Consider the following 26,256-nt stretch of genomic DNA (forward strand, 5'->3'; position numbering starts at 1 on the left):
ATAAGTGGCAAAATAGACCGCTTAATTTTATTTTTCGATTGATTGTTTACACACATAAATACCAAATCAGTGAGATAACACCGTGAAAATTCTGGTTGATGAAAATATGCCTTATGCGGAACAACTTTTCCGCCAATTAGGTGAGGTAAAAGCTGTTTCTGGGCGCCCATTACCTACTGATGAGCTTAATGATTCTGATGCCTTAATGGTGAGATCAATTACTAAAGTCAATGAATCCTTATTATCAGGCAAGCCAGTGAAATTTGTTGGAACGGCGACTGCGGGTTTCGATCATGTCGATATTTCATGGTTAGAACAGCAACAAATTGGTTTTTCATCAGCCCCAGGCTGTAATGCTATTGCGGTCGTTGAATATGTGTTTTCGGCACTGATGATGCTAGCAGAGCAAGATGGCTTCCAATTAACCGATAAAGTCGTCGGTATTGTGGGGGTGGGAAATGTAGGTGGACGGTTAGCTACACGTTTACGTGCATTGGGTGTCAATGTATTACTTTGCGATCCACCTAGAGCAGATAATGGTGATAATGAAGAATTTCATTCATTGGAAACGCTATTAGAAAAAGCGGACATTCTGACTTTCCATACACCTCTCAATAAATCAGGTCCATACAAAAGTTATCATTTAATTAATGAGAGCAACCTCGAAAAATTACCTGAAGGACGTATTTTAATTAATGCGAGTCGTGGCGAGGTTGTTGATAATCAAGCATTATTGTCTGTACTCGAGAAAGGTAAATCTTTACGTGTGGTATTAGATGTTTGGGAGCCAGAGCCTGATCTTTCTATTGAATTATTAAATAAAGTCGATATAGGTACCCCACATATTGCGGGTTATACCTTAGAAGGCAAAGCACGCGGTACAACACAAGTATTTGAGGCTTACTGTGATTTTATTGGACAGCCTCAACAAGTTGAATTATCAACCTTGTTGCCAGCACCGACTATTTCAACAATTTCAATACAAGGTGAGTTAACACAAACACTTTTAAAACAACTGATCCACCTTGTTTATGATGTGCGTCGTGATGATGCGCCATTACGAAAGGTAGCAGGTATAAAAGGGGAGTTTGATAAATTACGCAAACTTTATCCTGTACGTCGTGAATGGTCTTCACTACATGTAATTTGTGATAACCAAACCACGGCCAATACATTAAGTGCGATTGGTTTTAGTGCTACATACAAAAGTGCGACACGCAAATAAAGCACAACATTATTTTTAAAATTTATGGTATTGGAGGATATCTTATGGGAGAAGGTTGGAATATCGCAGTTGTTGGTGCAACAGGCGCTGTTGGTGAAGCGATTTTAGAACTGCTACAAGAGCGTGAATTTCCCATTGGTGAACTGACGGCAATCGCAAGTGAAGACAGTATTGGAAAATCAGTGCGTGTAAACAGTAAAAGTGTTGCTGTTCAAGGTATTTACAATATCGAATGGGCAGATATTCAATTAGCTTTTTTTGCGGCGCCAACAGAAATTAGTGCGCAATACGCACAACAAGCCGCTGATGCTGGCTGTATTGTTATTGATTGTAGTGGCATCTTTGCAATGGATTGGGATGTGCCATTGGTTGTTCCTGGTGTGAACAGTGCAATGTTAGCGGAATATCGTACGCGTAATATTGTTTCTATTGCTGATAGCATGGTGAGCCAATTATTACGTGCCATTAATCCACTAACAGAGTCTGCGGGTTTAACGCGCCTTAGTGTGACTAACTTAATGTCTGTTTCTCGTTTTGGGAAACAAGCCGTAGATGAACTCGCAGGGCAAAGTGCTCGTTTACTTAACGGTATTCCTCCTGAATTAGGCCGTTTTAATAAGCAATTGGCATTTAATATTTTACCTTTAATGGTTGATGACGAAGGTTCTATACAAGAAGAGCGTCGTATGGTTGATCAAATTCGTAAAATTTTACAAGATGAAGGCTTGCCAATTTCTGTGACTACACTGCAAGCGCCTGTTTTCTATGGTAATGCACAGTCAGTACAATTAGAAACCTCACGCCCAATGGGAAGTGATGAAGCACGTGAAACATTACAAGAAAGTGAAGATCTTAATATCAGTGATGAAAATGATTTTCCAACACAAGTCACTGATGCATCTGGTAATGTGAGTTTGAATTTAGGCTGTTTCCGTAATGATTATGGTATGCCAGAAGCTTTGCAATTTTGGTCAGTAGCAGATAACGTGCGCTTTGGCGGGGCATTAATGGCTGTTGAAGTAGCAGAGCAATTAATGCAGGAGCAGTTTTACTAATGAATGCGCAAGTGAGTGCTGAAGTGGCAGAACAGCCTTTGACTGAGTCAGCGGTTACTTCTGAAAGCACAACAATCAAAATTGCTTTAGGCGTTGAATATGATGGTAGTCGCTATTATGGCTGGCAACGCCAAAATGAAGTGCGCAGTGTACAAGAACGGCTAGAAAAAGCACTTTCACAAGTGGCTAATGAGCCTATATCTGTGTTTTGTGCGGGAAGAACTGATGCTGGCGTACATGCAACGGGACAAGTTGTCCATTTTGAAACAACTGCGCACCGCAAAGATCCCGCATGGACAATGGGAGTTAACACTCATTTACCTGCGGATATCGCTGTACGTTGGGTAAAAACAGTTGCTGATGATTTTCATGCTCGCTTTAGTGCAACGGCAAGACGTTATCGCTATGTTATTTTTAATCATCGCTATCGTCCCGCTATATTATCATCTGGAGTGACGCATTTTCATTACCCTTTAGATGCTGAGCGTATGCACCAAGCTGCGCAATGTTTACTGGGTGAAAACGATTTTACCTCTTTTAGAGCCGTTCAATGTCAATCGCGAACGCCATGGCGTAACGTTATGCATATCAATGTTTCTCGATATGGTGACTATGTTGTTGTGGACATTAAAGCGAATGCGTTTGTTCATCATATGGTGAGAAATATTGTTGGCAGCCTTTTAGAAATAGGGTGTGGCAATCAGGATATTACTTGGATGGCTGAATTATTAGCCTTAAAAGACAGAACTAAAGCCGCTGCAACAGCTAAAGCGAATGGATTGTATTTAGTTTCTGTGGATTATCCTGATCATTTTGAATTACCAAAACCTGCAATGGGCCCACTATTTTTAGCGGATAACCCTATTGAGATATCTCAATCATAAAGACACCCAGTTTTCTGAGGATTTATGGATATATTAACGCAATTTGTTGATCTGATAAAATTTCTAATTGATTTTATTTTACATATTGATGCGCATTTAGCAGAGCTTGTCGCGCAATATGGTACATGGGTCTATGCCATTTTGTTTCTAATTGTTTTTTGTGAAACAGGGCTTGTGGTAACACCTTTCTTACCTGGAGACTCCTTATTATTCGTTGCTGGCGCTTTAGCTTCATTAGAAACCAATGATGTGAATGTCCATATTATGGTTTTACTGCTACTTTGTGCTGCCATTTTAGGTGATGCAGTAAACTATTCTATAGGGCGACTTTTTGGCGAAAAGCTATTTAGTAAGCCTAATTCACGTATTTTCCGTCGTGAATATCTGGATAAGACCCATGCTTTTTATGAAAAACATGGTGGTAAGGCGATTATTTTGGCAAGATTCGTGCCGATTATCCGAACTTTTGCGCCATTCGTTGCAGGAATGGGAAAAATGTCATATCGTCATTTTGCCTTTTATAATGTTACTGGGGCAATTGCATGGGTACTGCTATTTACTTATGCGGGATACTTTTTTGGTGACTTAGATATAGTTCAAAAGAACTTAAAATTGCTAATTGTTGCCATTATTGTTATTTCTATTTTACCGGGCGTCATTGAGATCATACGCCATCGCAGAGCGAGCGCAAAAGCGAAGAAAGAAAGTGATAGCAAAGAGGTTTGAGCAGTTATCATTAGTTTTTGCCGTAGAATAGCCATAATAAAGAGATGCGCTGAAATTCAGTAAGCGGTATCATCATAAACTTTGCTAACCACACAGCCAGTGCATTGTGGTTGATACGCTCACAATAATTTTACTGGCGAAGGTCAGATTCAGACGAAAAGGTCCGTTAATGAGCTGGATTGAAAAAATTCTAAATAAAAGCACTATCACAAGTTCACGTAAAGCCAATATCCCGGAAGGGGTTTGGACTAAATGTGATAGCTGTGGACAGGTACTCTATCGCGCAGAATTAGAGCGTAATTTAGAGGTTTGTCCTAAATGTGATCACCATATGCGCATTTCAGCGCGCCGTCGCCTTGAGACTTTCCTTGATACAGGAAGCACAACAGAATTAGGTAGCGAATTAGAACCTAAAGATATTCTGAAATTCCGCGACTCTAAAAAATATAAAGACAGAATTAGCGTTGCTCAAAAACAAACGCAAGAAAAAGATGCATTAGTTGTTATGAAAGGAACGCTAAAAAAGATGCCAGTTGTTGCTGCATCCTTTGAGTTTGCGTTTATGGGTGGTTCAATGGCTTCTGTTGTAGGGGCGCGTTTTGTTCGTGCTGTTGAACAAGCACTAGAAGATAACTGCCCATTAGTTTGCTTCTCTGCAAGTGGTGGCGCTCGTATGCAAGAAGCGCTGATGTCATTAATGCAAATGGCAAAAACCAGTGCAGCATTAGCAAAAATGCAGGAACGTGGCTTACCTTATATTTCTGTCATGACTGACCCTACAATGGGGGGCGTTTCTGCAAGTCTAGCGATGTTAGGTGATATCAATGTTGCTGAACCTAAAGCACTGATTGGTTTTGCAGGTCCTCGAGTTATTGAGCAAACAGTACGTGAAAAGCTACCTGCTGGTTTCCAACGTAGTGAGTTCCTGCTAGAAAAAGGGGCGATTGATATGATTATTCGCCGCCCTGAAATGCGTGATGAACTAGCTGAATTACTGGCTAAGCTGACTCAGTATGATTTAGTTGAAGATGAAGATGAAATCATTAGTGAAGAAATGATTGCTGATGAAATTGAATCTACAGATAACGAGCCAGAAATTAACATCGAAACGAATAAAAAAGAAGATGTCTAATATCATAACTGCTCCTAAAGCCACATCGCCTTTGTCGGTGTGGCTTTCTTATCTTGAACATTTACACTCCAGCGCTATTGATATGGGGTTAGAACGAGTAGGCAAGGTAGGAAAAATATTAAATGTGTTACGTCCTGCACCTAAGGTAATCACTGTCTCGGGTACAAATGGAAAAGGCACAACCTGTCATATGCTCGAATCAATCTTGATGGCATCAGGATTGAAAGTCGGCGTTTATAGTTCCCCTCATCTTGTTCGTTATACAGAACGCGTTCGTATTCAAGGCAAAGAACTTTCCGAAGGTGCTTTTTGCGAAGTTTTTGCAGAAATTGAACAAGCTAGAGGCGATATTTCGCTGACTTTTTTTGAATATGGCACTCTGGCTGCGCTGAAGCTATTTCAACAAGCGCAACTTGATGTGGTTATTCTTGAGGTAGGATTAGGTGGCCGATTAGATGCGACGAATATCGTTGATGCAGATATTGCGGCTATCACTAGTATTGCACTCGATCATACGGATTGGTTAGGTGCAGATAGAGAACATATTGGTCACGAGAAAGCCGGTATTTTCCGTGCTAATCACTACGCTGTTGTGGGTGAACCGGATATGCCTCATTCCATAGCCCAAGTTGCCAATGAAAAACACGCTAAGCTTTTCCGTCGAGGAACGGATTGGTCTTTTGCTATTGAAGGTGAGCACTGGCATTGGCGTTGTGTTGACTGTGAATTTGATGCGTTACCAATCCCTAATATTCCGCTAGCAAATGCGGCGACAGCAATGGGAGTTATTTGTTGCTTGCTCAGATCTGATGACAAAGTCAGCCAAGCAATAACAGAACAAAGTATTGTCGAAGGTATGTCCCATGCACAATTACCGGGTCGTTTTCAGGTAATTTCGCAACATCCTCTGGTTATCTTTGATGTGGCTCATAATCCTCATGCTGCAGGATATTTAGCGGAAAAATTATCACAATTACCACAAAAATCTGATACTCAGGTGCGTATTGTTGTTGGTATGCTGGGTGATAAAGATATTGCAGGAACATTAGCGTGCTTAACACCATTAGCTGATCATTGGTATGTCGCTCCACTTAATGAGTTTCGTGGTGCTTCTGCTGAGGTGTTAGCTCAGCATCTTGATAAGCCAATGGTATTCGATAGTGTTGAAAATGCATGGCAACAAGCAATCTCTGATGCTGCTCCTAATGATATTGTTGTGGTTTGTGGCTCATTTCATACAGTCGCACATATAATGGAACTTTTGGAAAAGGAGAGTGTGGGTGGCAAGTAAATTTCAAAATCGCTTAGTCGGTGCCGTTGTATTGGTGGCAGTAGGGGTTATTTTTTTACCTGCTCTACTCGACGGCGATAAGAAATATAACGAAGACCAGTTCGCCTCTATTCCTTTAGTACCTAAACCAGGCGATGAGCAAGAAATAGAATCTATCGCCCCGATAGAGCAAACCTCAGTGCCTTCTACTCCATCAGAAGGTGCATCTGAAGGTATGCTTTCTGAAGCAGTGACTGGCGTTGAGCAATCTACCGTTACAACACCTGAATCACCCGCTGTTGTACCTGTTACACCAGTAGAACCACCACAACAACCAACGCCTACACCAGAGTCTCCAACTGTGGTGACTCCACCCGTACAACCACCAACACCGCCAGTGCAAGAAACTAAGCCACCGAAAGGCGAAGCTTGGGTTGTTCAATTAGGTGCGTTGAAAAATGCGGCGAAGGTAGAAGAAATTATTGCGAAAATGCATTTCTCAGGTTATCCAGTATATACCATACCCGCCCGCCCAGTTGCAGGACAAGTGACTCGAATTTACATTGGTCCTAGTGCATCTAAGTCAGAATTACAGGCTATTTTGCCTCATTTAAAAGAGCTTACGGGTTTACAAGGTGAGGTAAGGGCATATAAGCCTTAATTTTTTCTAAACGAGTCATCAGATGAGTAATGTAACAAAGCGTTAACTTATTGCGGCGATTATGATTTTTCATATCGCCGTAAATTATTTTGAAATTAGCGAAAATTAGCATTACGCAAACGTTTTCGTTTTCTGTTAGAATGCTTCCGTATTAATGCGGAGCATCATTATTGGATAAAGAATTTATGGTCTGGATAGATTACGCCATCATTGCCATTATTGGTTTTTCCGCATTAGTCAGCCTGATCCGTGGCTTTGTTCGTGAAGCATTGTCACTCATCACCTGGGGTTGTGGTTTCTTTGTTGCTAGTCAGTTTTATCCTTATCTTGCCGTCTATTTTACCCGGTTTGAAGATGAGCTGGTTCGTAACGGGATTGCAATAGTCACGTTATTTATTGCGACACTGATTGTCGGTGCTGTTGTGAATTATGTGATTAGCTCTCTTGTTCAACGCACAGGGTTATCAGGTACAGATCGTGTATTGGGGGTCTGTTTCGGGGCTTTAAGAGGCGTGCTGATAGTTTCAGCATTACTTTTTGTTTTAGGCGCGTTTACGCCTATGGCAGATAGCGCTGATTGGCAACGTTCTGAGCTTATTCCTCAATTCAACCATATTATTAGGTGGTTCTTTGACTACCTACAAAATGCGTCAAGTTTCGTGTCGGAGAGAATATAACCTCTCCGTCTGGCTGATGAGGATCTATTCATGTGCGGTATTGTCGGTATCGCTGGAGCTAATCCAGTAAACCAATCAATTTATGATGCGTTAACGGTGTTACAACACCGAGGTCAAGATGCAGCAGGCATTGCAACGATAGACGGTAACAATGGTTTCCGTCTTCGCAAAGCAAACGGACTGGTTAAAGATGTGTTCGAAACCCGTCATATGTTGCGTTTAAAAGGTACTATCGGGATAGGGCATGTCCGTTACCCAACAGCGGGTAGTTCTAGTGCATCAGAAGCGCAGCCTTTTTATGTGAATTCCCCTTTTGGTATTACGTTGGCGCATAATGGTAATTTAACCAATGCGCATTTATTACGTCGCCAATTATTTGAAACAGCGCGTCGCCATATCAATACCACCTCTGATTCTGAAATCCTGCTCAATGTATTGGCATATGAATTAGACCGTTTTGACCATTTCCCGCTTGAGCCTGATAATATTTTTGCAGCCGTTGCGGCAATGCATAAAAAACTCCGCGGTGCTTATGCTTGTGTTGCTTTGATTATCGGCCATGGTTTACTGGCTTTTCGTGATCCCTTTGGTATCCGTCCTTTAGTATTGGGTAAACGCACCTTAGAAGATGGTCGCCATGAATATATGGTCGCATCTGAAAGTGTTGCGCTTGATACTTTAGGTTTTGAATTCTTGCGTGATGTTGCACCGGGTGAGGCAATTTATATCACAGAGCAAGGGCAACTCTTTACTCGCCAATGTGCCGAAAATCCGCAATTAATTCCTTGTTTATTTGAGTATGTTTATTTTGCTCGTCCTGATTCGTTTATCGATAAAATTTCAGTTTATAATGCACGTTTACGTATGGGGCAGAAATTAGGCGCTAAAATTGCCAAAGAGTGGGATGATTTACACATTGATGTTGTGATCCCCATTCCTGAAACATCTTGCGATATAGCCTTAGAAATTGCGCATATTCTCAACAAACCTTATCGCCAAGGTTTTGTCAAGAATCGCTACGTTGGTCGTACTTTTATTATGCCTGGTCAGCAAGAGCGTCGTAAGTCAGTGAGACGTAAACTGAATGCAAATCGTGCAGAGTTTCGTGATAAAAATGTTCTGTTGATTGATGATTCCATTGTACGTGGCACCACATCAGAGCAAATCGTCGAACTTGCAAGAGAAGCGGGTGCGAAGAAAGTCTATTTTGCCTCAGCAGCGCCAGAAGTTCGCTTCCCGAATGTGTATGGTATTGATATGCCAAATGCCAATGAGCTTATTGCCCATGGACGTGAAGTGGATGAAATTCGTAAATTAATTGGTGCTGATGGACTTATTTTCCAAGATCTCACTGATTTAATCGCTGCGGTACAAGAAGAGAATCCTGATATCACTCAGTTTGAATGCTCTGTATTTGATGGTGTTTATGTTACGAAAGATATCGACCAAGATTACTTGGATTATTTAGAAAATCTACGTCGTGATGATGAACATAAAATTCGTGATCAGAATGAAATAGAAAATTTGGAAATCTATAACGAAGGCTAATTTTTCGGTAAGATATCTCCCTTATAAAGCGTCGATGTCAGTGTGTTCTGCATCGACGCTTGTTTTTTGAGGGTTAATCATCATAATGATTAACAAAGATATATATTCTGAGGATTATAATGAAAAAGCTGATAGTTGGGCTAACCGGCGCCAGTGGTGCAATTTACGGTATACGTTTATTAGAGATACTAAAATCAGTGCCGTCAGTTGAAACCCATCTAGTGATTAGCCAAGCTGCACGCCGTACTATTTCATTAGAAACCGATTATTCGCTAAAAGATATTCATGCTTTAGCGGATGTGATTTATGACGATCGTGATATTGGTGCATCTATCTCTTCTGGCTCATTTCGTGTCAATGGAATGGTCATATTACCTTGTTCTATCAAAAGTTTGTCAGGTATTGTTCATAGTTATACAGATACCTTAGTCACTCGTGCAGCTGATGTCGTACTTAAAGAAGGGCGTAAACTAGTCTTATGTGTGCGTGAAACACCGCTTCATTTAGGGCATTTACGATTGATGACACAAGCATCTGAACTAGGTGCAGTGATGATGCCACCAGTTCCAGCTTTCTATTTTCAGCCTAAAACTATTGATGATATTGTTAATCAAACAGTTAATCGTGTGCTTGATCAATTTGAGATTGATTTACCTGATGATTTATTTCAACGGTGGGAAGGGGATAAACCTGCTCGCTAAAGATATTCGTCATACTTCAAGATGCAACGTAGTCAACAACGTTGCATCTTGAATTATTTAGAGTATTTATTCCAACTGATTGAGAATAGAAAAAGAGATTATTTTCCTGTGGTAATAATATCTTTTAATGCCTCTTCTAAGTGTGGGTAACGAAATTCAAAGCCAGCACTGAGTAATTTTTCAGGTATAGCTTGTTGCCCGCCTAACACCAATGTAGCGCTTTCTCCCATCACTAGACGTAATACACTTTCAGGAACTGTCATTAAGGCTGGGCGATTAAAAACTTTTCCTAATAGACGAGTAAATTCTTTATTTTGTACTGGGTTAGGTGCTGTTAAGTTAAAAGCGCCTTTAGCATCTTGAGTATTAAGCAAGAAAATAATTGCACTGACCATATCATCAATATGGATCCACGGCATATATTGTTTTCCACTTCCCAATTTGCCACCTAATCCTAATTTAAAGGGTTTACTCATTTTAGGTAGTGCGCCACCGAGAGTTGAAAGTACAATCCCTGTACGCAACAAGCAAACTCGAGTTAATGGTGTTTGAGCTTCAAGTGCAATGCGTTCCCATTTAGCACAAAGCTCATGTGTAAATTCAGGATTTGCAGGCGTCTCTTCTGTGACTCGAGTATCACCTTGATCACCATAAAAACCTACGGCGGAGCCAGAAATAAAAACAGCGGGTGGGGAGTCGCTAGCATTAATCAAATCAACCAATTTCTGGGTTAAATGACAACGACTATTAATCAGTTTCTGTTTTTGAGAGGGTGTCCAACGTTTATCAGCAATAGGCTCTCCAGCAAGATTAATGACGGCATCAAACTCATTAAGATCCTGTTTATCGTTGAGTTGAGTCCAGCAGGTGATTTCATTACAAAAATGCGAATAAACTTTTTGAGGCGAACGAGAAAGCACCGTAATATCATTCTTGGCGAGTGCTAGCTCACAAACTAATGCTTTGCCTATTAATCCTGTACCACCAGTGATAAGTATTTTCATCACAATCCTCCTGATCTGCTTGCTTGATAAAGAATAAATATCATCCTGATATATGAATTGCTTGTATTAACTAAAGATTTTTTTCGTTGCTGGACGCTGATTAATGTTGTTTAGCCATTTAGCAATTGCTGGATAATTTGTTAAATCGATATTGTGGTGATCGTGCAAACGAGCCCATGTATATGTAGCGATATCCGCAATGCTGTACTCTTCTCCACCAAGATAAGGTGATTGTGCTAATCGTTTCTCTAATACGCTATATAGACGCTGTGTTTCTTCAGTATAACGCTTAATGGCATAAGGGACTTTTTCTGTGGCATAACGGGTGAAGTGGTGATTTTGTCCCAACATCGGACCAAACCCACCTACTTGCCAAAACAACCATTGTAGTTGCGTTGTTTTTTCTCGTAAATGTTGACTGAGTAGTTTGCCACTTTTTTCAGCTAGATAGATAAGAATAGCACCTGATTCAAAAATAGAGATAGGTTCACCTCCATCAATAGGTGAGTTATCTATAATTGCGGGAATTTTATTATTGGGTGAAATGGCTAAAAATTCAGGTTTAAATTGATCGCCTTTACTAATATCGATGCGATGTAACTGATAAGGTATGCCTGTTTCTTCAAGAAAAAGCGTTATTTTTTGGCCATTTGGGGTATCTGCATAATATAAATCAATCATAAAAGCTCCAAAATAAAGTAGGCACTAAATACACAATATAGTCACAGTCTGCCTTTTAACATCATAAAAAGCAAAAAAGTGCAAGATGGATAAAATAAGTCACGTATGATTATTGTAGTGGTGAAAAATAGTGATTTTGGTATATTCAGGATAAAAATTACGATCGTTTAGTATCGGTTAAAAAAGGTTTGTTGAGGATGGAACAAGAAAAGACGGCATTGGTTGAATGGGTTGATATTGTTGATGATAAAAATGAAGTCGTTGCACAAGCAACACGTCAACAAATGCGAGCTGAAAATCTAAGACATAGAGCAACTTATATCGTTGTTCATGATGGAATGGGGAAAATCTTGGCGCAGCGTCGAACTGAAACAAAAGATTTTTACCCTGGTTGGTTAGATGCGACTGCGGGTGGTGTGGTTCAACAAGGTGAGAATTTACTTGAAAGTGCACGTCGTGAAGCAGAAGAAGAGCTAGGTATTGCTGGAGTCCCTTTTGCTGAGCATGGTCAATTTTATTATGATGATGAAAGTTGTCGTGTCTGGGGAAGCTTGTTTAGTTGTGTTTCTCATGGACCTTTCGCACTACAAGCAGAAGAAATAGAGGAAGTGTGTTGGTTAACTCCCTCTGAAATTACTGAGCGCTGTGATGAATTCACGCCTGATTCATTAAAAGCCCTTTCTCTTTGGTTAACACGTAATAACAGTACACGCCTAGAAAGTAGAGAAACCGTAGACTAAGGGGTGCTTTGTCCTAGCTCAAATCGATATGCATAGTTGATAACGGTATCTTCAAATATAGCGTTATCATCTTCGTCTCTTAAACGTTGTAAAAGTGCTATCAGATGTTTTCCTGCCTCTTTTCCCATTTTGTGATAATCAAAACGAATTGTTGTGAGAGAAGGGGAGATCTGATCGCTATTTTCTGAGCCTTCTAAACACGCGATAGCCAGATCTTGTGGGATCTTAATTAATCGACGTTGACACTCAAAAATCATACCTAGTGCAATATTCTCATGACTACAAATAACCGCATCTAGTTCAGGTTGGCGCAATAAAATTTCTGTTAATGCTTGCCGACCGTATGCCATAGATGCGGGATCAGGCGTAGTGACACTTTGCTCAGCATTTAAATAATTTTTGAGTAATGCGCGTGACCAACCTGTTATTTGCTGATGGTGCAGGCGCTGGCCTTGTAACGCACCAATATAGCCAATACAACGCTTTCCTTGGGAGACTAAATGGTTTGTTAAATCATATGCGGCTTGCTCATAAGAACAATCAATACTAATAGCTGCTTGTTCATCTGATTGACTGGCAACACTAACAACGGGCACATTGGCATTACTGATATGTAAAAAATGAGTTGGGCTAAGCTGTGAACCAAAGGCAACTAATGCAGCAGGATTACTTTGCAATAGCATGTTAATTACATCATTGGCTTTATGCGGTTGATGCTCATAGCAACCAACTAAAATTTGATACTGATGGCGATTGAGTATTTGTTGTAAAGACTGCATAAAATCTGCACTTGCTCTATCTGTAAAAGAGGGCAATAGGACAGCAATAATATGACTTTGTGCTGAAGCTAAAGCACCGGCCGAGGCATTAGGAATATAACCAAGTTCTTCTACGGCTAGATTAACTTTTTCTCTTAACTTATCAGAAACGAGTTCAGGGGTTCGTAATGCACGCGAAACGGTCATTGAACCGACTCCAGCGTGTTTAGCGACATCTTGTAATGTGACGCGGCCTGTATTTCGGCGCTTACGTGTTTTGATCATGTGTAATTATGCTTGCTTAGCCTATTTGATTAACGGCAGATCCTACCTGAAATCTTCCTATTATGCTGAAACAATACAGTGTCAATAGTTGGCATTTTCTGCAATTAACATTTCATTAAAATGATAGCGCTATCACAATTACGAATGATCTATCTAGATAGCGCTACCATTAATGATTACTATCCTTAATAACGAAGCTCAAAGAGAGTCTGATCGAGGTTATAAATATGCTTAAAACGTTATTAACACCGGATATGGTACAAGTGGTGCCAAACGTTAGTGATTGGCGAGAGGCTGTAAAAGTGGCGTGTCAGCCATTAATTGATAAAGGCTATATTGAACCTCGTTATATCGATGCAATCTACAAATCACACGAGGAAATAGGGCCATATTATGTATTAGGTCCTGGGATTGCGATGCCTCATGCGCGCCCCGAAGATGGTGTTAATCAACTTTCACTTGCTTTAACTATTGTTGAGCAAGGGGTTGAGTTTGGTGCAGACGAAAACGATCCGGTGAAATTACTGATTGTTTTGGCTGCAACAGATAACGACAGCCATATTAATGCCATTATGAAATTAGCCGAACTTTTTGATAACGATACAGATATTCAAAAGTTATTTAATGCGAAAAGCAAAGTGGATGTCTTATCTGTTATCAACAACTATTAATAACAATTTAAATTACCAAGGGGAATATCATGAAAATTACTGTTGTGTGTGGAAATGGTTTAGGTAGTAGCTTAATGATGGAAATGAGCATCAAAAGCATTTTAAAAGATCTTTCTGTAAATGCTGAAGTTGATCACGTTGATCTGGGGTCAGCAAAAGGTACACCAAGTGATATCTATGTAGGTACGCGTGATATTGCAGAACAACTTAATTCACAAGCAGTAAATGGGAAAGTTGTTTCACTGGATAACATGATTGATAAAGTAGCGATGAAAGAGAAGCTTTCAGTCGCGTTACGTGAATTAGGCGCGTTATAAGGAGCCTATCATGGACTTTTTCCGCTTTCTAATGAGTGATGTGCTTTCAGAGCCTGCTATTTTAGTTGGTTTGATCGCATTAATTGGTTTAATTGCCCAAAAAAAACCAGTTACAGAATGTATTAAAGGTACCGTAAAAACCATTATGGGGTTTGTGATTTTAGGTGCTGGCGCAGGTCTTGTCATTAACTCACTGGGTGATTTCTCAACGATTTTCCAACATGCATTCGGTATTCAAGGCGTTGTGCCTAATAATGAGGCAATTGTCTCTATTGCACAAAAAAGCTTTGGTAAAGAGATGGCATTAATCATGTTTTTTGCCATGTTGATTAATATCTTAATTGCACGTTTAACACCGTGGAAATTTATTTTCTTAACAGGTCACCATACATTATTTATGTCGATGATGGTGGCGGTTATTTTGGCAACTGCGGGCTTAGAAGGCACAGTGTTAGTTGCGGTAGGTTCATTAGTTGTTGGGATTTCAATGGTATTTTTCCCAGCCATTGCACATCCTTATATGAAAAAAATTACTGGCTCTGATGATGTTGCATTAGGACACTTTTCCACTATTTCTTATGTCGTTGCCGGCTTTATCGGCAGTAAATTTGGTAATAAAGAGCATTCAACTGAAGAGATGAATGTCCCTAAAAGCCTACTATTTTTACGTGATACACCCGTTGCCATTGCTTTCACTATGGGAATTATTTTTATCATTACCTGTTTATTTGCGGGCGATACTTTTGTTCGTGAAGTCAGTGGTGGTAAAAACTGGTTTATGTTCTCATTGATGCAATCGATAACCTTTGCAGCAGGGGTTTATATTATTCTGCAAGGTGTACGTATGGTTATTGCTGAAATTGTTCCTGCATTTAAAGGTATTTCAGATAAATTAGTCCCTAATGCAAAACCAGCGTTAGATTGCCCAGTCGTATTCCCTTATGCACCCAATGCCGTATTAGTCGGTTTTTTAAGTAGCTTTGCGGCGGGTGTTATTGGCATGTTTATTCTGTATGCCTTAGATTGGACAGTGATCATTCCGGGGGTTGTTCCTCATTTCTTTGTGGGCGCCACCGCAGGGGTATTTGGTAATGCAACCGGTGGACGTCGCGGTGCAATTTTAGGTGCTTTTGTTCAAGGTTTATTGATTACATTCTTACCTGTATTCCTATTACCTGTACTTGGAGATATCGGTATTGCTAACACCACATTTAGTGATGCAGACTTTGGTGTTATCGGTATTCTGTTAGGTATTATTGTTCGCTGATTGTTTTAAGAATTAAGATACATCAACGCCTCATTGAGATTAATTCATTGGGGCGTTTTTTATATGAATTTATATGTTTATTTTATGAATAACAATGCTATTATCCTGAGTGAATATTCACATTGTGTATATTTTCGTACCTAATTATAAAAATAGGTTTAACATCACAATCACTAAGGAAAAAGAAGATGTCTTTCGGTATTCGATATCTTGCGTTGTTACCACTTTTTGTTATCACTGCTTGTCAACAACCCGTTAATCACAATCCACCAGTGGCTCAAACTGCTCAAGTTCAGCCTGCAATCGTGAATAACTCATGGATTGAAATCTCACGTAGTGCGCTCGATTTTAATGTGAAAAAAGTTCAATCACTTTTAGGTGATAAATCCTCACTTTGTGCCATTTTAAAAGGCGATGCATATGGTCATGATTTATCATTAGTTGCACCGGTTATGATTGAAAACAATGTGCAATGTATTGGTGTAACGAATAACCAAGAGCTAAAAGAAGTTCGTGATCTAGGATTTCATGGTCGTTTAATGCGAGTACGTAATGCTACAGAGCAGGAAATGGCTCAGGCGACAAGCTATAACGTAGAAGAATTAATTGGTAACTTAGATATGGCTAAGAAATTAGATGCCATTGCTAAACAGCAAAATAAAGTGATCCCTATTCATCTTGCCTTAAATTCAGGTGGAATGTCTCGTAATGGCTTAGAGGTCAATAACAAAGCAGGGCTTGAAGAGGCGAAGCAAATTGCTCAATTAGCTAACCTTAAAGTGGTTGGCATTATGTCTCATTATCCTGAAGAAGATGCTGATAAAGTAAGAGAAGATCTCGCTCGCTTTAAACTGCAATCACAAAAGGTATTGGATGTTACAGGGCTAAATCCTAAAGAGGTTACTCTGCATATGGCAAATACTTTTGCCACAATTACCGTACCTGAATCCTGGTTAGATATGGTGCGTGTAGGCGGAATTTTCTATGGCGATACCATTGCAAGTACAGATTACAAACGCGTAATGACGTTTAAATCCAGCATTGCTTCAATCAATTATTATCCTAAAGGCAATACTGTTGGTTATGATCGCACTTACACACTAAAACGTGATTCAGTATTAGCTAATATTCCTGTCGGTTATGCAGATGGTTATCGTCGAGTTTTTAGTAATGCGGGACATGCTTTAATTGGTGGCCAACGTGTGCCTGTTTTAGGTAAAACGTCAATGAATACGGTGATTGTTGATATTACCGATCTTAAAAATATCAAATCAGGGGATGAAGTCGTGTTCTTTGGTAAGCAAGGTAATGCAGAGATCACGGCTGAAGAGATTGAAGATATTAGTGGTGCGCTGTTTACAGAGATGTCGATTTTGTGGGGAGCGACAAATCAGCGTGTATTGGTGGATTAAAGTAGGGTGCTTGTGATCACCAATAGTAACAACTTTTGAGAGAAATTGTGGGGGAAATTCCCCCACAAAACTATTTATCGCAAGATAAAATAGCTTGAACTACGGTGTCGCCACTACTGATATTAAAAGAACATAATCTTTCATGTTTCAGTAAAGCAAAACACAAAACTGTAATACATACAGTAATCAGCCCTAATAGGGCAAGCTTAGTCATTTCTCTTGACACTCCTTTATAAAGGAGACAGAATCAAGTTGTGTGGTTTTGAGACTGCCTCGGATTTTAGTAAATTAAAATTCGGGGCTTTCGTCTTTTTGGCTCCTGCAAATGCTTGAACCAAAATGATCCAAGCACCCGCCTGCATACTAACAGAAATTCATCTCATTCCTATCTTTTTTTGAATAACAAAGACATAAATAAACAATTAAAATCAATGTGTTAATTGTTTTTATATCGAGTGTTTATATGTGTGGTTTTATTTGACACTCCTTTATAAAGGAGACAGAATCAAGTTGTCTGTTTTGAGACTGTCTCGGATTTTCGTTGAATAAAAAATCTGTAGAATAAAAAACGCCAGATGAAATCCATCATCTGGCGTTTTTCTATTTGAAGCGAACCTCAATAATTATGCGTTTTCTTGTTGGCTTGCTTGAATAGCTGTTAACGCAACGGTGTAGACGATATCGTCTACTAATGCACCACGAGAAAGGTCATTCACTGGTTTACGCATACCTTGTAACATTGGTCCGATTGAAACCAAGTCAGCTGAACGTTGTACCGCTTTATAAGTGGTGTTACCGGTGTTCAGATCAGGGAAGATAAACACAGTTGCTTTACCTGCAACTGGTGAGTTTGGTGCTTTAGATTTAGCAACATCAGCCATAACAGCTGCGTCGTATTGTAAAGGACCATCAATCATCAGATCAGGGCGTTTTTCTTGTGCTAAACGTGTCGCTTCACGAACTTTCTCTACATCGCTACCTGCACCAGAGTTACCAGTAGAATAAGAGATCATCGCAACGCGTGGGTCGATACCGAATGCAATTGCAGAGTCCGCAGATTGAATGGCGATTTCAGCCAGTTGTTCTGCTGTTGGATCTGGGTTAATTGCACAGTCACCATAAACATAAACTTGTTCAGGTAACAGCATAAAGAACACAGAAGACACTAATGAGCTACCTGGTGCAGTTTTGATTAACTGTAATGGTGGGCGAATAGTGTTAGCAGTTGTATGAACAGCACCAGAAACTAGGCCGTCTACTTCGCCTTTTTCTAGCATTAATGTGCCTAGAACAACGTTATCTTCTAACTGTTCACGAGCAACAACTTCTGTCATACCTTTATTTTTGCGTAGTTCAACTAAGCGAGGTACATAGATTTCACGTACTTCTTTAGGATTGACTAACTCAATACCTGTGCCTAATTCAACACCTTGTGCAGTTGCTACGCGACGAATTTCTTCAGGATCACCTAACAGTACGCAAGTCGCGATACCACGATCAGCACAAATTGCTGCGGCTTTAACAGTACGTGGCTCATCACCTTCTGGTAAAACGATACGTTTTTTCGCTTTACGTGCTAATTCTGTTAATTGATAACGGAATGCTGGTGGTGATAAACGGTTAGGGCGTTCAGAGTTAGCAGTCAGTGAATCAATCCATTGTGTATTGATATGTTGAGCAACGTAGTTCTGAATTTTTTCAATACGTTCATGGTCATCAGCAGGCACTTCTAAGCTAAAGCTTTGCAGATTTAAAGAGGTCTGCCAAGTGTTCGCATTAACCATAAAGATTGGTAAACCAGTTTCGAATGCACGTTCACAAAGTTGTTTGATAGGCGCATCGATTTGGTAACCACCAGTTAGTAGGATTGCACCAATTTCAACGCCATTCATTGCAGCAAGGCACGCTGAAACTAATACATCTGGGCGATCCGCTGAAGTCACTAAAAGTGAACCTGGACGGAAGTGCTCTAACATGTGTGGAATACTGCGGGCACAGAAAGTGACAGACTTAATACGACGAGTTTCAATATCGCCTTTATTGACGATAGTCGCATTTAAGTGTTTTGCCATATCTGTTGCACGAGTAGCGATTAAATCGAAGTTCCATGGAATGCAACCCAGTAAAGGCAGTGGGCTGTTTTTTTCGATGGTTTTTAAATCGACATTAGAGATAATCGCTTTACTTGAATCATCAAAGATTTCAGATAAGTCAGGGCGAGTACGGCCTTGATCATCAACAGGTGCATTTAGTTTGTTAACAATAACACCAGTGATATTTTGGTTTTTTACACCGCCGAATTCAGCACGCGCAAATTCGATACGCTCTTTTAGCTGTTCAACCGTGTTGTTACCTAGCGCAGTAACAAAAACAATTTCAGCACCTAATGTTTTTGCAATTTCATAGTTTAATGATTGTGCAAAAGGGTGCTTACGCATAGGTACCAGACCTTCGATGAGAACAACTTCTGCATCAGTGGTATTTTCATGGTATCTAGCAACAATTTCTTCCATCAAAACATCTTTTTGGTTTGAGCTGAGCAGAGACTCAACATAATCCATGTTTAAAGGTTCTGATGATTGAATAGTGGAGTGAGAGCGGATAATCGCAGTTGTCTGATCTAAAGCGCCTTTTACACGAGGTTGTGCAATTGGTTTGAACACGCTAAGGCGAACGCCTTTTTGTTCCATAGAACGGATAACACCCAAGCTGACGCTGGTTAAACCTACGCGTGTATCAGTTGGGACTAACATAATTGTACGGGACACGGAAACCTCTTTAAATATCGGTTGCTCGTTATGTAAAACAGTACTGCCAGCATGACACTGGCAGCACATCAAAGAACTTAAGCGGTCAGGCGACTTGCGTCCTGAGCGATAACTAACTCTTCGTTAGTTGGGATAACAACAGCAAGACGGCTGTTATCGGTAGTGATAGTGCCTGATTTGCCGAAACGTGCATCTAAGTTACGTTGATGATCAACTTCAAAACCTAATAGAGCCAGTTTTTTCAGAGATAATTCACGAACCATTGCTGCGTTTTCACCGATACCACCAGTAAAGATAATTGCATCTAAACGACCTTCCATCAGTGCACAGTAAGAACCGATGTATTTCGCTAAACGATGGCAGTAAACGTCCATTGCACGTTTAGCATCTGCTTTAGTGTCGTAGTTATCTTCAACATAACGACAGTCACTAGTGACTTCTGTTAAACCTAACAGACCAGATTCTTTAGTCAGCAGTTTATTGATGTCTTCAACACTCATACCTAAAGTATCGTGTAAATGGAACACGATAGCAGGATCGATATCACCACTACGAGTACCCATTACTAAACCTTCTAATGGAGTCAGACCCATAGAGGTATCAACACATTTACCGTTAACAACAGCAGAAACCGAACCACCATTACCTAAGTGGCAAGTGATTACGTTCAGTTCGTCAACAGGTTTGTTTAACATTTTAGCGGCTTCACGAGAAACATAGAAATGGCTAGTTCCGTGAGCACCGTAACGACGGATGCTGTGATCTTTATATAAGCTGTATGGCAGTGCATACAGATAAGCTTCTTCTGGCATTGTTTGGTGGAATGCAGTGTCAAATACTGCAACCATTTTCTCAATTAAATGAGGGAATGCTTTACGCGCTTCTTCAATACCAATAAGGTGAGCTGGGTTATGTAATGGAGCAAATGGGATAGCAGCTTCAATACCTTTGATAACTTCGTCAGTGATCACGACAGATTTAGTGAATTTCTCACCACCGTGAACAATACGGTGACCAATTGAAGCGATTTGTGCAGACAGTTCTGGTTTTTCAGCCAGAATAGTATTTACGATAAAGTTTAATGCTTCGCTATGAGCAGCACCTGCGCCTAACGCAGCTTCATGTTTTTGGCCATCCATTTTCCACTTCAGGCGGGCTTCAGGAAGGTTGAAGCATTCAGCCAAACCTGACAGGAATTCTTCACCATTTTCTGGGTTGATAATTGCAAATTTAAGAGAAGAACTACCGCAGTTCAGTACCAGCACCAGCTTACTTGACATGGAATTACCTATTTATCTTGTTGTCGTAGTGTCTTTTATATTATAAAGACGGTGGTTAATAAAACGTCAATCATAAAAGCCTATCGCATTACTATGATGACATTAATGACGCGCATCATGCTTAAAGTAAAAAACTTGATGCTAATTATAGTTGCCAATCATTAATTGGACGATTTTTATTCACCCATTAACTTTTCGCGTTAAAATCGGCGAAAAGGGTTGAAAATCACGCCGGCAAACAAAATATAGCGCTTTATTGCCACAAACCTTTAGAATGGGCACAGGATACAGAGTAAAGGCAACAAAGACAAAATATACTTAATTCTACTAAAAGATTTTTATTCTTTATAGATATTTTTTAAAAGTTACAGAAGAAATTGATTGAGGTCATTATGAGCGAACCGACAGTGACTCCCCCAGGCTTTTTTAAGAAGCTTCGATTGGGTAACGAGTATTTAAAAACCTGGCCGGTTGAAAAGCAATTAGCGCCTGTTTTTCCTGAGAATCGTATTGTCAAAGCCACACGTTTTGGTATTCGTTATATGCCACCTATTGCTATTTTTACAATGACATGGCAAATCGCATTAGGCGGTAATTTAGGGCCTGCAATTACAACGGCGTTATTTGCCTGTAGTCTGCCAATGCAAGGGTTATGGTGGTTAGGTAAGCGTGCAGCAACGCCACTTCCAGCTACGTTATTACGCTGGTTTTATGAAATTCGAGAGAAATTTGAAGAGGCAGGCATTGCTTTAGCTCCAGTCGAACAAACGCCGACTTACCTTTCTTTAGCCCATTTATTAAAACGCGCTTTTAAGCAACTTGATCGTTCTTTTCTTGATGATGTGTAGAACATTTGTTCTACCTTCTTCGTTTGTCATGATTGTCATCAGAATTACCCCGTTGAGATCAAAAAACGCGTAGTTAACACTACTCAATACTTTTGATTAATGTCATTCTCTCCTCAATGATTTCTTTGGAGAATTAATGATGGAAATGACACACGCACAACGCTTGATCCTCTCTAATCAATACAAAATGATGACTATGATGGATCCTGATAACGCTGAACGTTATCGTCGCTATCAGACAATCATTGAACGCGGTTACGGATTACAATTACGTGAACTAGACCGTGATTTTGATGAAATGTCTGAGGAGACTTGCCGTACCATTATTAACGTCATGGAAATGTACCATGCACTGCAAGTTTCTCGCGATAACTTAAAAGATCAAGAAATGCCTGATGCTCGTCGTGTTGCATTTATTGGCTTTGATGCGGCGACAGAATCTCGCTATCTTAGTTATGTGCGTTTTATGGTGAATACAGAAGGGCGTTATACACATTTTGATAGTGGCAGTCATGGTTTTAACTCACAAACACCAATGTGGGAAAAATACCAGAGAATGCTGGCTGTTTGGTTAGCGTGCCCTCGTCAATATCACCTTAGCGTCGTTGAAATCCAACAAATTCTTAATGCGTAATAAGTAACGCATCATTCTAAGGTAGGCATAAATTATGGCGATCACATGTAAAGGTTTTCTATTTGATTTAGATGGAACATTAGTCGATTCATTACCTGTTGTTGAACATTGCTGGGCGTTATTTGGTGAACGCGTTGGCGTATCAACACAAGAGATTAATGACTACATCCATGGAAAGCCTGCTATTGAGTCGATTCGCCATTTTATGCCTAATGCTACCGAACAAGAGATAACAGAAACTTTTCGTTGGTTAGAAAAATTAGAATCAACACAAACAGAAGGTTTAGCACCACTTCCGGGGTCTATTGAGTTAATTAATCGCCTTAATGACTTAAATATTCCATGGGCGATTGTCACATCTGGTACTGTTCCTATCGCCTCAACGCGCCAATCTGTCACGGGTATCCCTGAACCTAAGCATTGGGTTACCGCGGAATGTATTAGTAAAGGTAAACCTAATCCTGAGCCTTATCTTTTAGGTGCCAAAAAATTGGGTTTATTGCCACAGGATTGTGTGGTTTTTGAAGATGCTGCAGCGGGTATTTACTCTGGTTTAGATGCAGGATGTCAAGTCGTTGCTGTTCATGCACCTCTTTCTCTCCCTCGCCGCAATGAGATTCATTTAATCATTGATTCTTTAAACAATATTCAAATCGAGAAGCAAGCTGAAAAAGTGATAATAACGCACAAAAGATAGTCTTTTCTTTGATCATATTAGAAGATTTATTGTTGTAAAAATGGTCTACTTATCAATGTAGTGAATTGATGTCTTAACTTGTTTTCACTTATTGCTGATCGAGGCCATTTTGAATAGCGAATTATTATGGGTTTTAAGCCTGCTATTGATAGCTATTGTCCTTTTTACGACCAACAAAATCCGCATGGATGTGGTCGCTTTACTTGTCATTATCGCATTCGTTCTTAGTGGAACTCTCTCATTAAATGAAGCCACGGTAGGATTTAGCGATCCAAACGTATTGCTTATTGCTGCCCTTTTTGTTATTGGCGAAGGGTTAGTGAGAACGGGCGTGGCTTATCAAATGGGGGACTGGCTGGTACGTGTCGCGGGTAATAGTGAAGTTAAAATGCTTGTGCTATTAATGATATGCGTAGCAAGTCTAGGTGCTTTCATGAGTTCAACTGGCGTTGTCGCAATATTTATTCCTGTTGTCTTGAGTGTTGCAGCTCGAATGAAAACATCACCCGGTCGTTTAATGATGCCGTTAGGTTTTGCTGGATTGATTAGTGGATTAATGACCTTAGTGGCAACGCCACCTAATATGGTTGTTAACAGTGAATTAGTTAGAGAGGGGTTACCGAGTTTTCAGTTTTTCTCTATTACGCCTATTGGTATAGCGGTATTATTCGCAGGCATTCTTTATATGTTGGTAGTACGTCGCTGGCTAGGAAATAACGATAATGGTAAGCAAAAAGAAGCTTATCGCCGTACTTTCCGTGATCTTATTCGTGATTATCAGTTAGCGGGGCGTGCTCGCCGTTTAGCTATTCGTAAAGGCTCTCCACTGATAGGTCATTCACTTGATGAATTACACTTACGTTCACGTTATGGTGCAAACGTTGTCGGTATTGAACGCTGGAGGCGTTTTCGGCGTGTGATGGTCAGTGCAACGGGAGGCACTGAATTAAGAGAGCGAGATGTTCTATTAGTTGATATGTCCGCTAGTGATGTCGATTTACGTGAGTTTTGCCGTGAACAAATGTTAGAGCCAATGGTCTTGCGAGGCGAATATTTTTCTGAACAATCTCGTGATGTAGGGCTTGCTGAAGTATCCATGAATCCAGATTCAGAGTTATTAGGCAAATCATTAAGAGAGATTAAATTCCGTACTCGCTACGGATTAAACGTGGTTGCTATTCGCCGTGAAGGAAGTGCCTTACCGGGTAAAATTGTCGATGAGCCATTACGCCTTGGTGATGTGTTATTAGTGATTGGTGATTGGAAACTTATTCGGATTTTATCAACCAAACCACGTAATTTTATCGTGTTAAATTTAGCGGCAGAAATTGAAACTGTGGCGCCTGCTTCATCTCAAGCTCCTCATGCACTATTTTCGTTAGCGTTAATGGTGGCATTGATGGTAACGAATGAAGTCCCTAACTTTATTGCAGCACTTATTGCTTGTTTATTAATGGGTAAATTCCGTTGTATTGATATGGAAAGTGCTTATCGTTCTATTCATTGGCCAAGCATTATTTTAATTGTTGGTATGATGCCTTTTGCTGCAGCACTACAAAAAACAGGCGGCATAGAGCTTATTGTTAATGGCTTAATGGATGTGGCAGGTAGTGCTGGCCCTCAAGTGATGTTGGTGTGTTTATTTATACTTTGTGCATCCATTGGGTTGTTTATTTCCAATACGGCAACCGCGGTATTAATGGCACCAATAGCTATCGCTGCTGCGAATCAAATGAATGTTTCTCCATTACCATTTGCAATGGTGATTGGTGTTGCTGCATCCGCAGCCTTTATGACACCGGTTTCATCACCTGTTAATACGCTTATTCTTGAGCCGGGGGGATATAAGTTTGCCGACTTTATTAAGATTGGAGTGCCATTTACGGTTATTGTGATGTTGATTAGTGCCTTCTTGATCCCGTTATTATTCCCATTCTAAATATCAATACTTTTGTTTTGCTGAAACGCTGTTTGTTAATTAATAAACAGCGTTTTTTATTTATTAGGCGGTGGTTTTTTATTTGATGTATGCGTTATATCTATGAGTGTGTGTTTTTTGACATATCTTACCAAGAAGAGGGAATACTATTTGGAGTATTAATAGTACAGTTGGAGAGTTTAAATGAGCGGAACAAATGGTGTGCAACCTACAAATATGGGTGTGGTATTTCTTGGTCAAATAAAAAATGAATCTAAACAGTATGGAAGTTTATCAAAAGCTGTATCCTTTATTGGTAATACATTTAGAAATTTTCTAGGTTTAAATAAAATTAAAGATATAGTATCAGATAATAGTTCTAATAATACTTATTATACAGCAAATATGTATGGTGAAAATAATAACGTTAGTTCAACGGAAAATAATTTTATATTACCTGACATCAATAATAATTCGAATCCAATATATCCTCATTTATCGGAAAAAATTCAAGTCGTTAAATTATCAACTTTTTCCTATGAAAAAAATGATAATAATTCAGAAAGTAAAACTCAGTTAAAAGAATCTATTAAATATCAAGATAATCAATCTACTGAGAGTAATGTAATAATTAGAGAATACCACAAGGATTCTAGAGTTAGAAAGAAAAAAGAGAACGAACAATCAATGGTTAATAGTGATAAAGTAGAAGATAGACTCTCTGCATATAGAAAGGAATTTATTAATGAAAAAAAATCTGAGAATGCAGTAGATAAAGAATATAATGATATAAAAGAAAGATATAATTTAAAAAATAGCGATTATTCTCTTATAGAGAATAAAATTAAAGATAGAAATGTGTCTAAAGAAGATAAAATTAAGGATATAAAGAAATACTTGGCAGCTCATGATAATTTAATGAAAAATATTTCTTTTTGGGAAAAGACTAAAAATTTATTTGGTAAATCAGAAAAAATAAAAACTTTACAGAAAGAACAAAAAACGCATGCTTTAACGATTTATAGGGAAACAATTAAAACAGATATAAACGTCTTACAAGATAAAAGATAATATTGTTTTTAGAGAAATGAGCACGT

Annotated in this window: 26 protein-coding genes; 20 read left to right on the forward strand and 6 right to left on the reverse strand. The window is 39.5% G+C overall.

The window, feature by feature from the left end; translation table 11 throughout:
- Nucleotides 1-82: 82 nt before the first annotated feature.
- From pdxB to GWI59_RS13645, 10 genes are all read left to right on the forward strand, one after another.
- The gene (pdxB, locus tag GWI59_RS13600) at nucleotides 83-1,225 is read left to right on the forward strand and encodes a 4-phosphoerythronate dehydrogenase PdxB (RefSeq protein ID WP_006533349.1); all 1,143 of its coding nucleotides are present in this window, start codon (nucleotides 83-85) and stop codon (nucleotides 1,223-1,225) included.
- Nucleotides 1,226-1,269: 44 nt separating this feature from the next.
- Nucleotides 1,270-2,280 (forward strand): aspartate-semialdehyde dehydrogenase, encoded by a 1,011-nt coding sequence (locus tag GWI59_RS13605; RefSeq protein ID WP_006533348.1) that lies wholly within the window; start codon nucleotides 1,270-1,272, stop codon nucleotides 2,278-2,280.
- Nucleotides 2,280-3,164, forward strand: coding sequence for a tRNA pseudouridine(38-40) synthase TruA (gene truA, locus GWI59_RS13610; protein WP_006533347.1), 885 nt, complete (start codon nucleotides 2,280-2,282; stop codon nucleotides 3,162-3,164). The genes GWI59_RS13605 and truA overlap by 1 nt, the downstream gene beginning before the upstream one ends.
- A 24-nt stretch (nucleotides 3,165-3,188) precedes the next feature.
- Nucleotides 3,189-3,890 (forward strand): DedA family protein, encoded by a 702-nt coding sequence (locus GWI59_RS13615; RefSeq protein WP_109399883.1) that lies wholly within the window; start codon nucleotides 3,189-3,191, stop codon nucleotides 3,888-3,890.
- Between the two features lie 169 nt (nucleotides 3,891-4,059).
- The gene (accD, locus tag GWI59_RS13620) at nucleotides 4,060-5,022 is read left to right on the forward strand and encodes an acetyl-CoA carboxylase, carboxyltransferase subunit beta (protein ID WP_161724914.1); all 963 of its coding nucleotides are present in this window, start codon (nucleotides 4,060-4,062) and stop codon (nucleotides 5,020-5,022) included.
- A complete protein-coding gene (folC, locus tag GWI59_RS13625) occupies nucleotides 5,015-6,313 on the forward strand; it encodes a bifunctional tetrahydrofolate synthase/dihydrofolate synthase (protein ID WP_161671474.1) in 1,299 nt (432 codons plus the stop codon). Before accD ends, folC begins: the two co-directional genes overlap by 8 nt.
- Entirely contained in the window at nucleotides 6,303-6,953 is a 651-nt protein-coding gene (gene dedD, locus GWI59_RS13630) for a cell division protein DedD (protein ID WP_006533341.1), read from the forward strand. Before folC ends, dedD begins: the two co-directional genes overlap by 11 nt.
- Before the next feature lie 185 nt (nucleotides 6,954-7,138).
- Entirely contained in the window at nucleotides 7,139-7,630 is a 492-nt protein-coding gene (gene cvpA, locus GWI59_RS13635) for a colicin V production protein (protein ID WP_023581692.1), read from the forward strand.
- A 30-nt stretch (nucleotides 7,631-7,660) separates the two neighbouring features.
- Entirely contained in the window at nucleotides 7,661-9,178 is a 1,518-nt protein-coding gene (gene purF, locus GWI59_RS13640) for an amidophosphoribosyltransferase (protein ID WP_109847238.1), read from the forward strand.
- 119 nt (nucleotides 9,179-9,297) lie between these two features.
- Nucleotides 9,298-9,879 (forward strand): UbiX family flavin prenyltransferase, encoded by a 582-nt coding sequence (locus tag GWI59_RS13645; protein WP_161724917.1) that lies wholly within the window; start codon nucleotides 9,298-9,300, stop codon nucleotides 9,877-9,879.
- 98 nt (nucleotides 9,880-9,977) lie between these two features.
- Here GWI59_RS13645 and GWI59_RS13650 read toward each other — a convergent pair whose 3' ends face one another.
- Together GWI59_RS13650 and GWI59_RS13655 are read right to left on the reverse strand one after the other, a co-directional pair.
- Nucleotides 9,978-10,883: a TIGR01777 family oxidoreductase gene (locus GWI59_RS13650; RefSeq protein ID WP_006533334.1), complete on the reverse strand. Its 906-nt coding sequence runs from the start codon at nucleotides 10,881-10,883 to the stop codon at nucleotides 9,978-9,980.
- Nucleotides 10,884-10,949: 66 nt separating this feature from the next.
- Entirely contained in the window at nucleotides 10,950-11,564 is a 615-nt protein-coding gene (locus GWI59_RS13655) for a glutathione binding-like protein (RefSeq protein ID WP_161671475.1), read from the reverse strand.
- 197 nt (nucleotides 11,565-11,761) lie between these two features.
- On the opposite strand from GWI59_RS13655, the gene yfcD reads away from it, so the two are divergent.
- Complete coding sequence (gene yfcD / locus GWI59_RS13660; RefSeq protein ID WP_072063189.1) at nucleotides 11,762-12,304, forward strand: NUDIX hydrolase YfcD; 543 nt, start codon at nucleotides 11,762-11,764, stop codon at nucleotides 12,302-12,304.
- Here the strand turns inward: yfcD and GWI59_RS13665 are convergent.
- Nucleotides 12,301-13,347, reverse strand: coding sequence for a LacI family DNA-binding transcriptional regulator (locus tag GWI59_RS13665; protein ID WP_161724920.1), 1,047 nt, complete (start codon nucleotides 13,345-13,347; stop codon nucleotides 12,301-12,303). The genes yfcD and GWI59_RS13665 overlap by 4 nt on opposite strands.
- Before the next feature lie 227 nt (nucleotides 13,348-13,574).
- On the opposite strand from GWI59_RS13665, the gene GWI59_RS13670 reads away from it, so the two are divergent.
- The 4 genes from GWI59_RS13670 (at nucleotide 13,575) to alr (ending at nucleotide 17,014) form a co-directional block, all read left to right on the forward strand.
- Nucleotides 13,575-14,018, forward strand: coding sequence for a PTS sugar transporter subunit IIA (locus GWI59_RS13670; protein ID WP_161724922.1), 444 nt, complete (start codon nucleotides 13,575-13,577; stop codon nucleotides 14,016-14,018).
- 29 nt (nucleotides 14,019-14,047) lie between these two features.
- Nucleotides 14,048-14,335: a PTS sugar transporter subunit IIB gene (locus GWI59_RS13675; protein ID WP_069367973.1), complete on the forward strand. Its 288-nt coding sequence runs from the start codon at nucleotides 14,048-14,050 to the stop codon at nucleotides 14,333-14,335.
- 10 nt (nucleotides 14,336-14,345) lie between these two features.
- Nucleotides 14,346-15,602 (forward strand): PTS ascorbate transporter subunit IIC, encoded by a 1,257-nt coding sequence (locus tag GWI59_RS13680; protein WP_006533327.1) that lies wholly within the window; start codon nucleotides 14,346-14,348, stop codon nucleotides 15,600-15,602.
- A gap of 188 nt (nucleotides 15,603-15,790) precedes the next feature.
- Nucleotides 15,791-17,014: an alanine racemase gene (alr, locus tag GWI59_RS13685; RefSeq protein WP_161671476.1), complete on the forward strand. Its 1,224-nt coding sequence runs from the start codon at nucleotides 15,791-15,793 to the stop codon at nucleotides 17,012-17,014.
- Nucleotides 17,015-17,084: 70 nt separating this feature from the next.
- On the opposite strand, the gene GWI59_RS13690 is transcribed toward alr, so the two are convergent.
- The 3 genes from GWI59_RS13690 to ackA all read right to left on the reverse strand — a co-directional run bounded on the left by GWI59_RS13690 (nucleotide 17,085) and on the right by ackA (nucleotide 21,062).
- A complete protein-coding gene (locus GWI59_RS13690) occupies nucleotides 17,085-17,228 on the reverse strand; it encodes a Hok/Gef family protein (RefSeq protein WP_072063187.1) in 144 nt (47 codons plus the stop codon).
- A 409-nt stretch (nucleotides 17,229-17,637) separates the two neighbouring features.
- Nucleotides 17,638-19,782 (reverse strand): phosphate acetyltransferase, encoded by a 2,145-nt coding sequence (pta, locus tag GWI59_RS13695; protein WP_072063186.1) that lies wholly within the window; start codon nucleotides 19,780-19,782, stop codon nucleotides 17,638-17,640.
- Nucleotides 19,783-19,859: 77 nt separating this feature from the next.
- Nucleotides 19,860-21,062 carry an acetate kinase gene (ackA, locus tag GWI59_RS13700; protein WP_006533321.1) on the reverse strand — a complete coding sequence of 401 codons (1,203 nt, stop codon included), beginning with the start codon at nucleotides 21,060-21,062 and terminating at the stop codon, nucleotides 19,860-19,862.
- Between the two features lie 392 nt (nucleotides 21,063-21,454).
- Here ackA and yfbV point away from each other — a divergent pair, with 392 nt between their 5' ends.
- The 5 genes from yfbV to GWI59_RS13725 all read left to right on the forward strand — a co-directional run bounded on the left by yfbV (nucleotide 21,455) and on the right by GWI59_RS13725 (nucleotide 26,230).
- Nucleotides 21,455-21,910 (forward strand): terminus macrodomain insulation protein YfbV, encoded by a 456-nt coding sequence (gene yfbV / locus GWI59_RS13705; RefSeq protein WP_069367978.1) that lies wholly within the window; start codon nucleotides 21,455-21,457, stop codon nucleotides 21,908-21,910.
- 139 nt (nucleotides 21,911-22,049) lie between these two features.
- Complete coding sequence (locus tag GWI59_RS13710; RefSeq protein WP_109399923.1) at nucleotides 22,050-22,544, forward strand: YfbU family protein; 495 nt, start codon at nucleotides 22,050-22,052, stop codon at nucleotides 22,542-22,544.
- Between the two features lie 34 nt (nucleotides 22,545-22,578).
- Nucleotides 22,579-23,241: a sugar phosphatase gene (locus tag GWI59_RS13715; protein WP_006533318.1), complete on the forward strand. Its 663-nt coding sequence runs from the start codon at nucleotides 22,579-22,581 to the stop codon at nucleotides 23,239-23,241.
- A gap of 109 nt (nucleotides 23,242-23,350) precedes the next feature.
- Complete coding sequence (locus GWI59_RS13720) at nucleotides 23,351-25,180, forward strand: SLC13 family permease (protein ID WP_161671477.1); 1,830 nt, start codon at nucleotides 23,351-23,353, stop codon at nucleotides 25,178-25,180.
- A 183-nt stretch (nucleotides 25,181-25,363) separates the two neighbouring features.
- A complete protein-coding gene (locus tag GWI59_RS13725) occupies nucleotides 25,364-26,230 on the forward strand; it encodes a hypothetical protein (protein ID WP_161671478.1) in 867 nt (288 codons plus the stop codon).
- The last annotated feature ends 26 nt before the right edge of the window (nucleotides 26,231-26,256 follow it).

The organism is Proteus sp. G2673, assembly GCF_009915125.1.
GTDB lineage: Bacteria > Pseudomonadota > Gammaproteobacteria > Enterobacterales > Enterobacteriaceae > Proteus > Proteus penneri.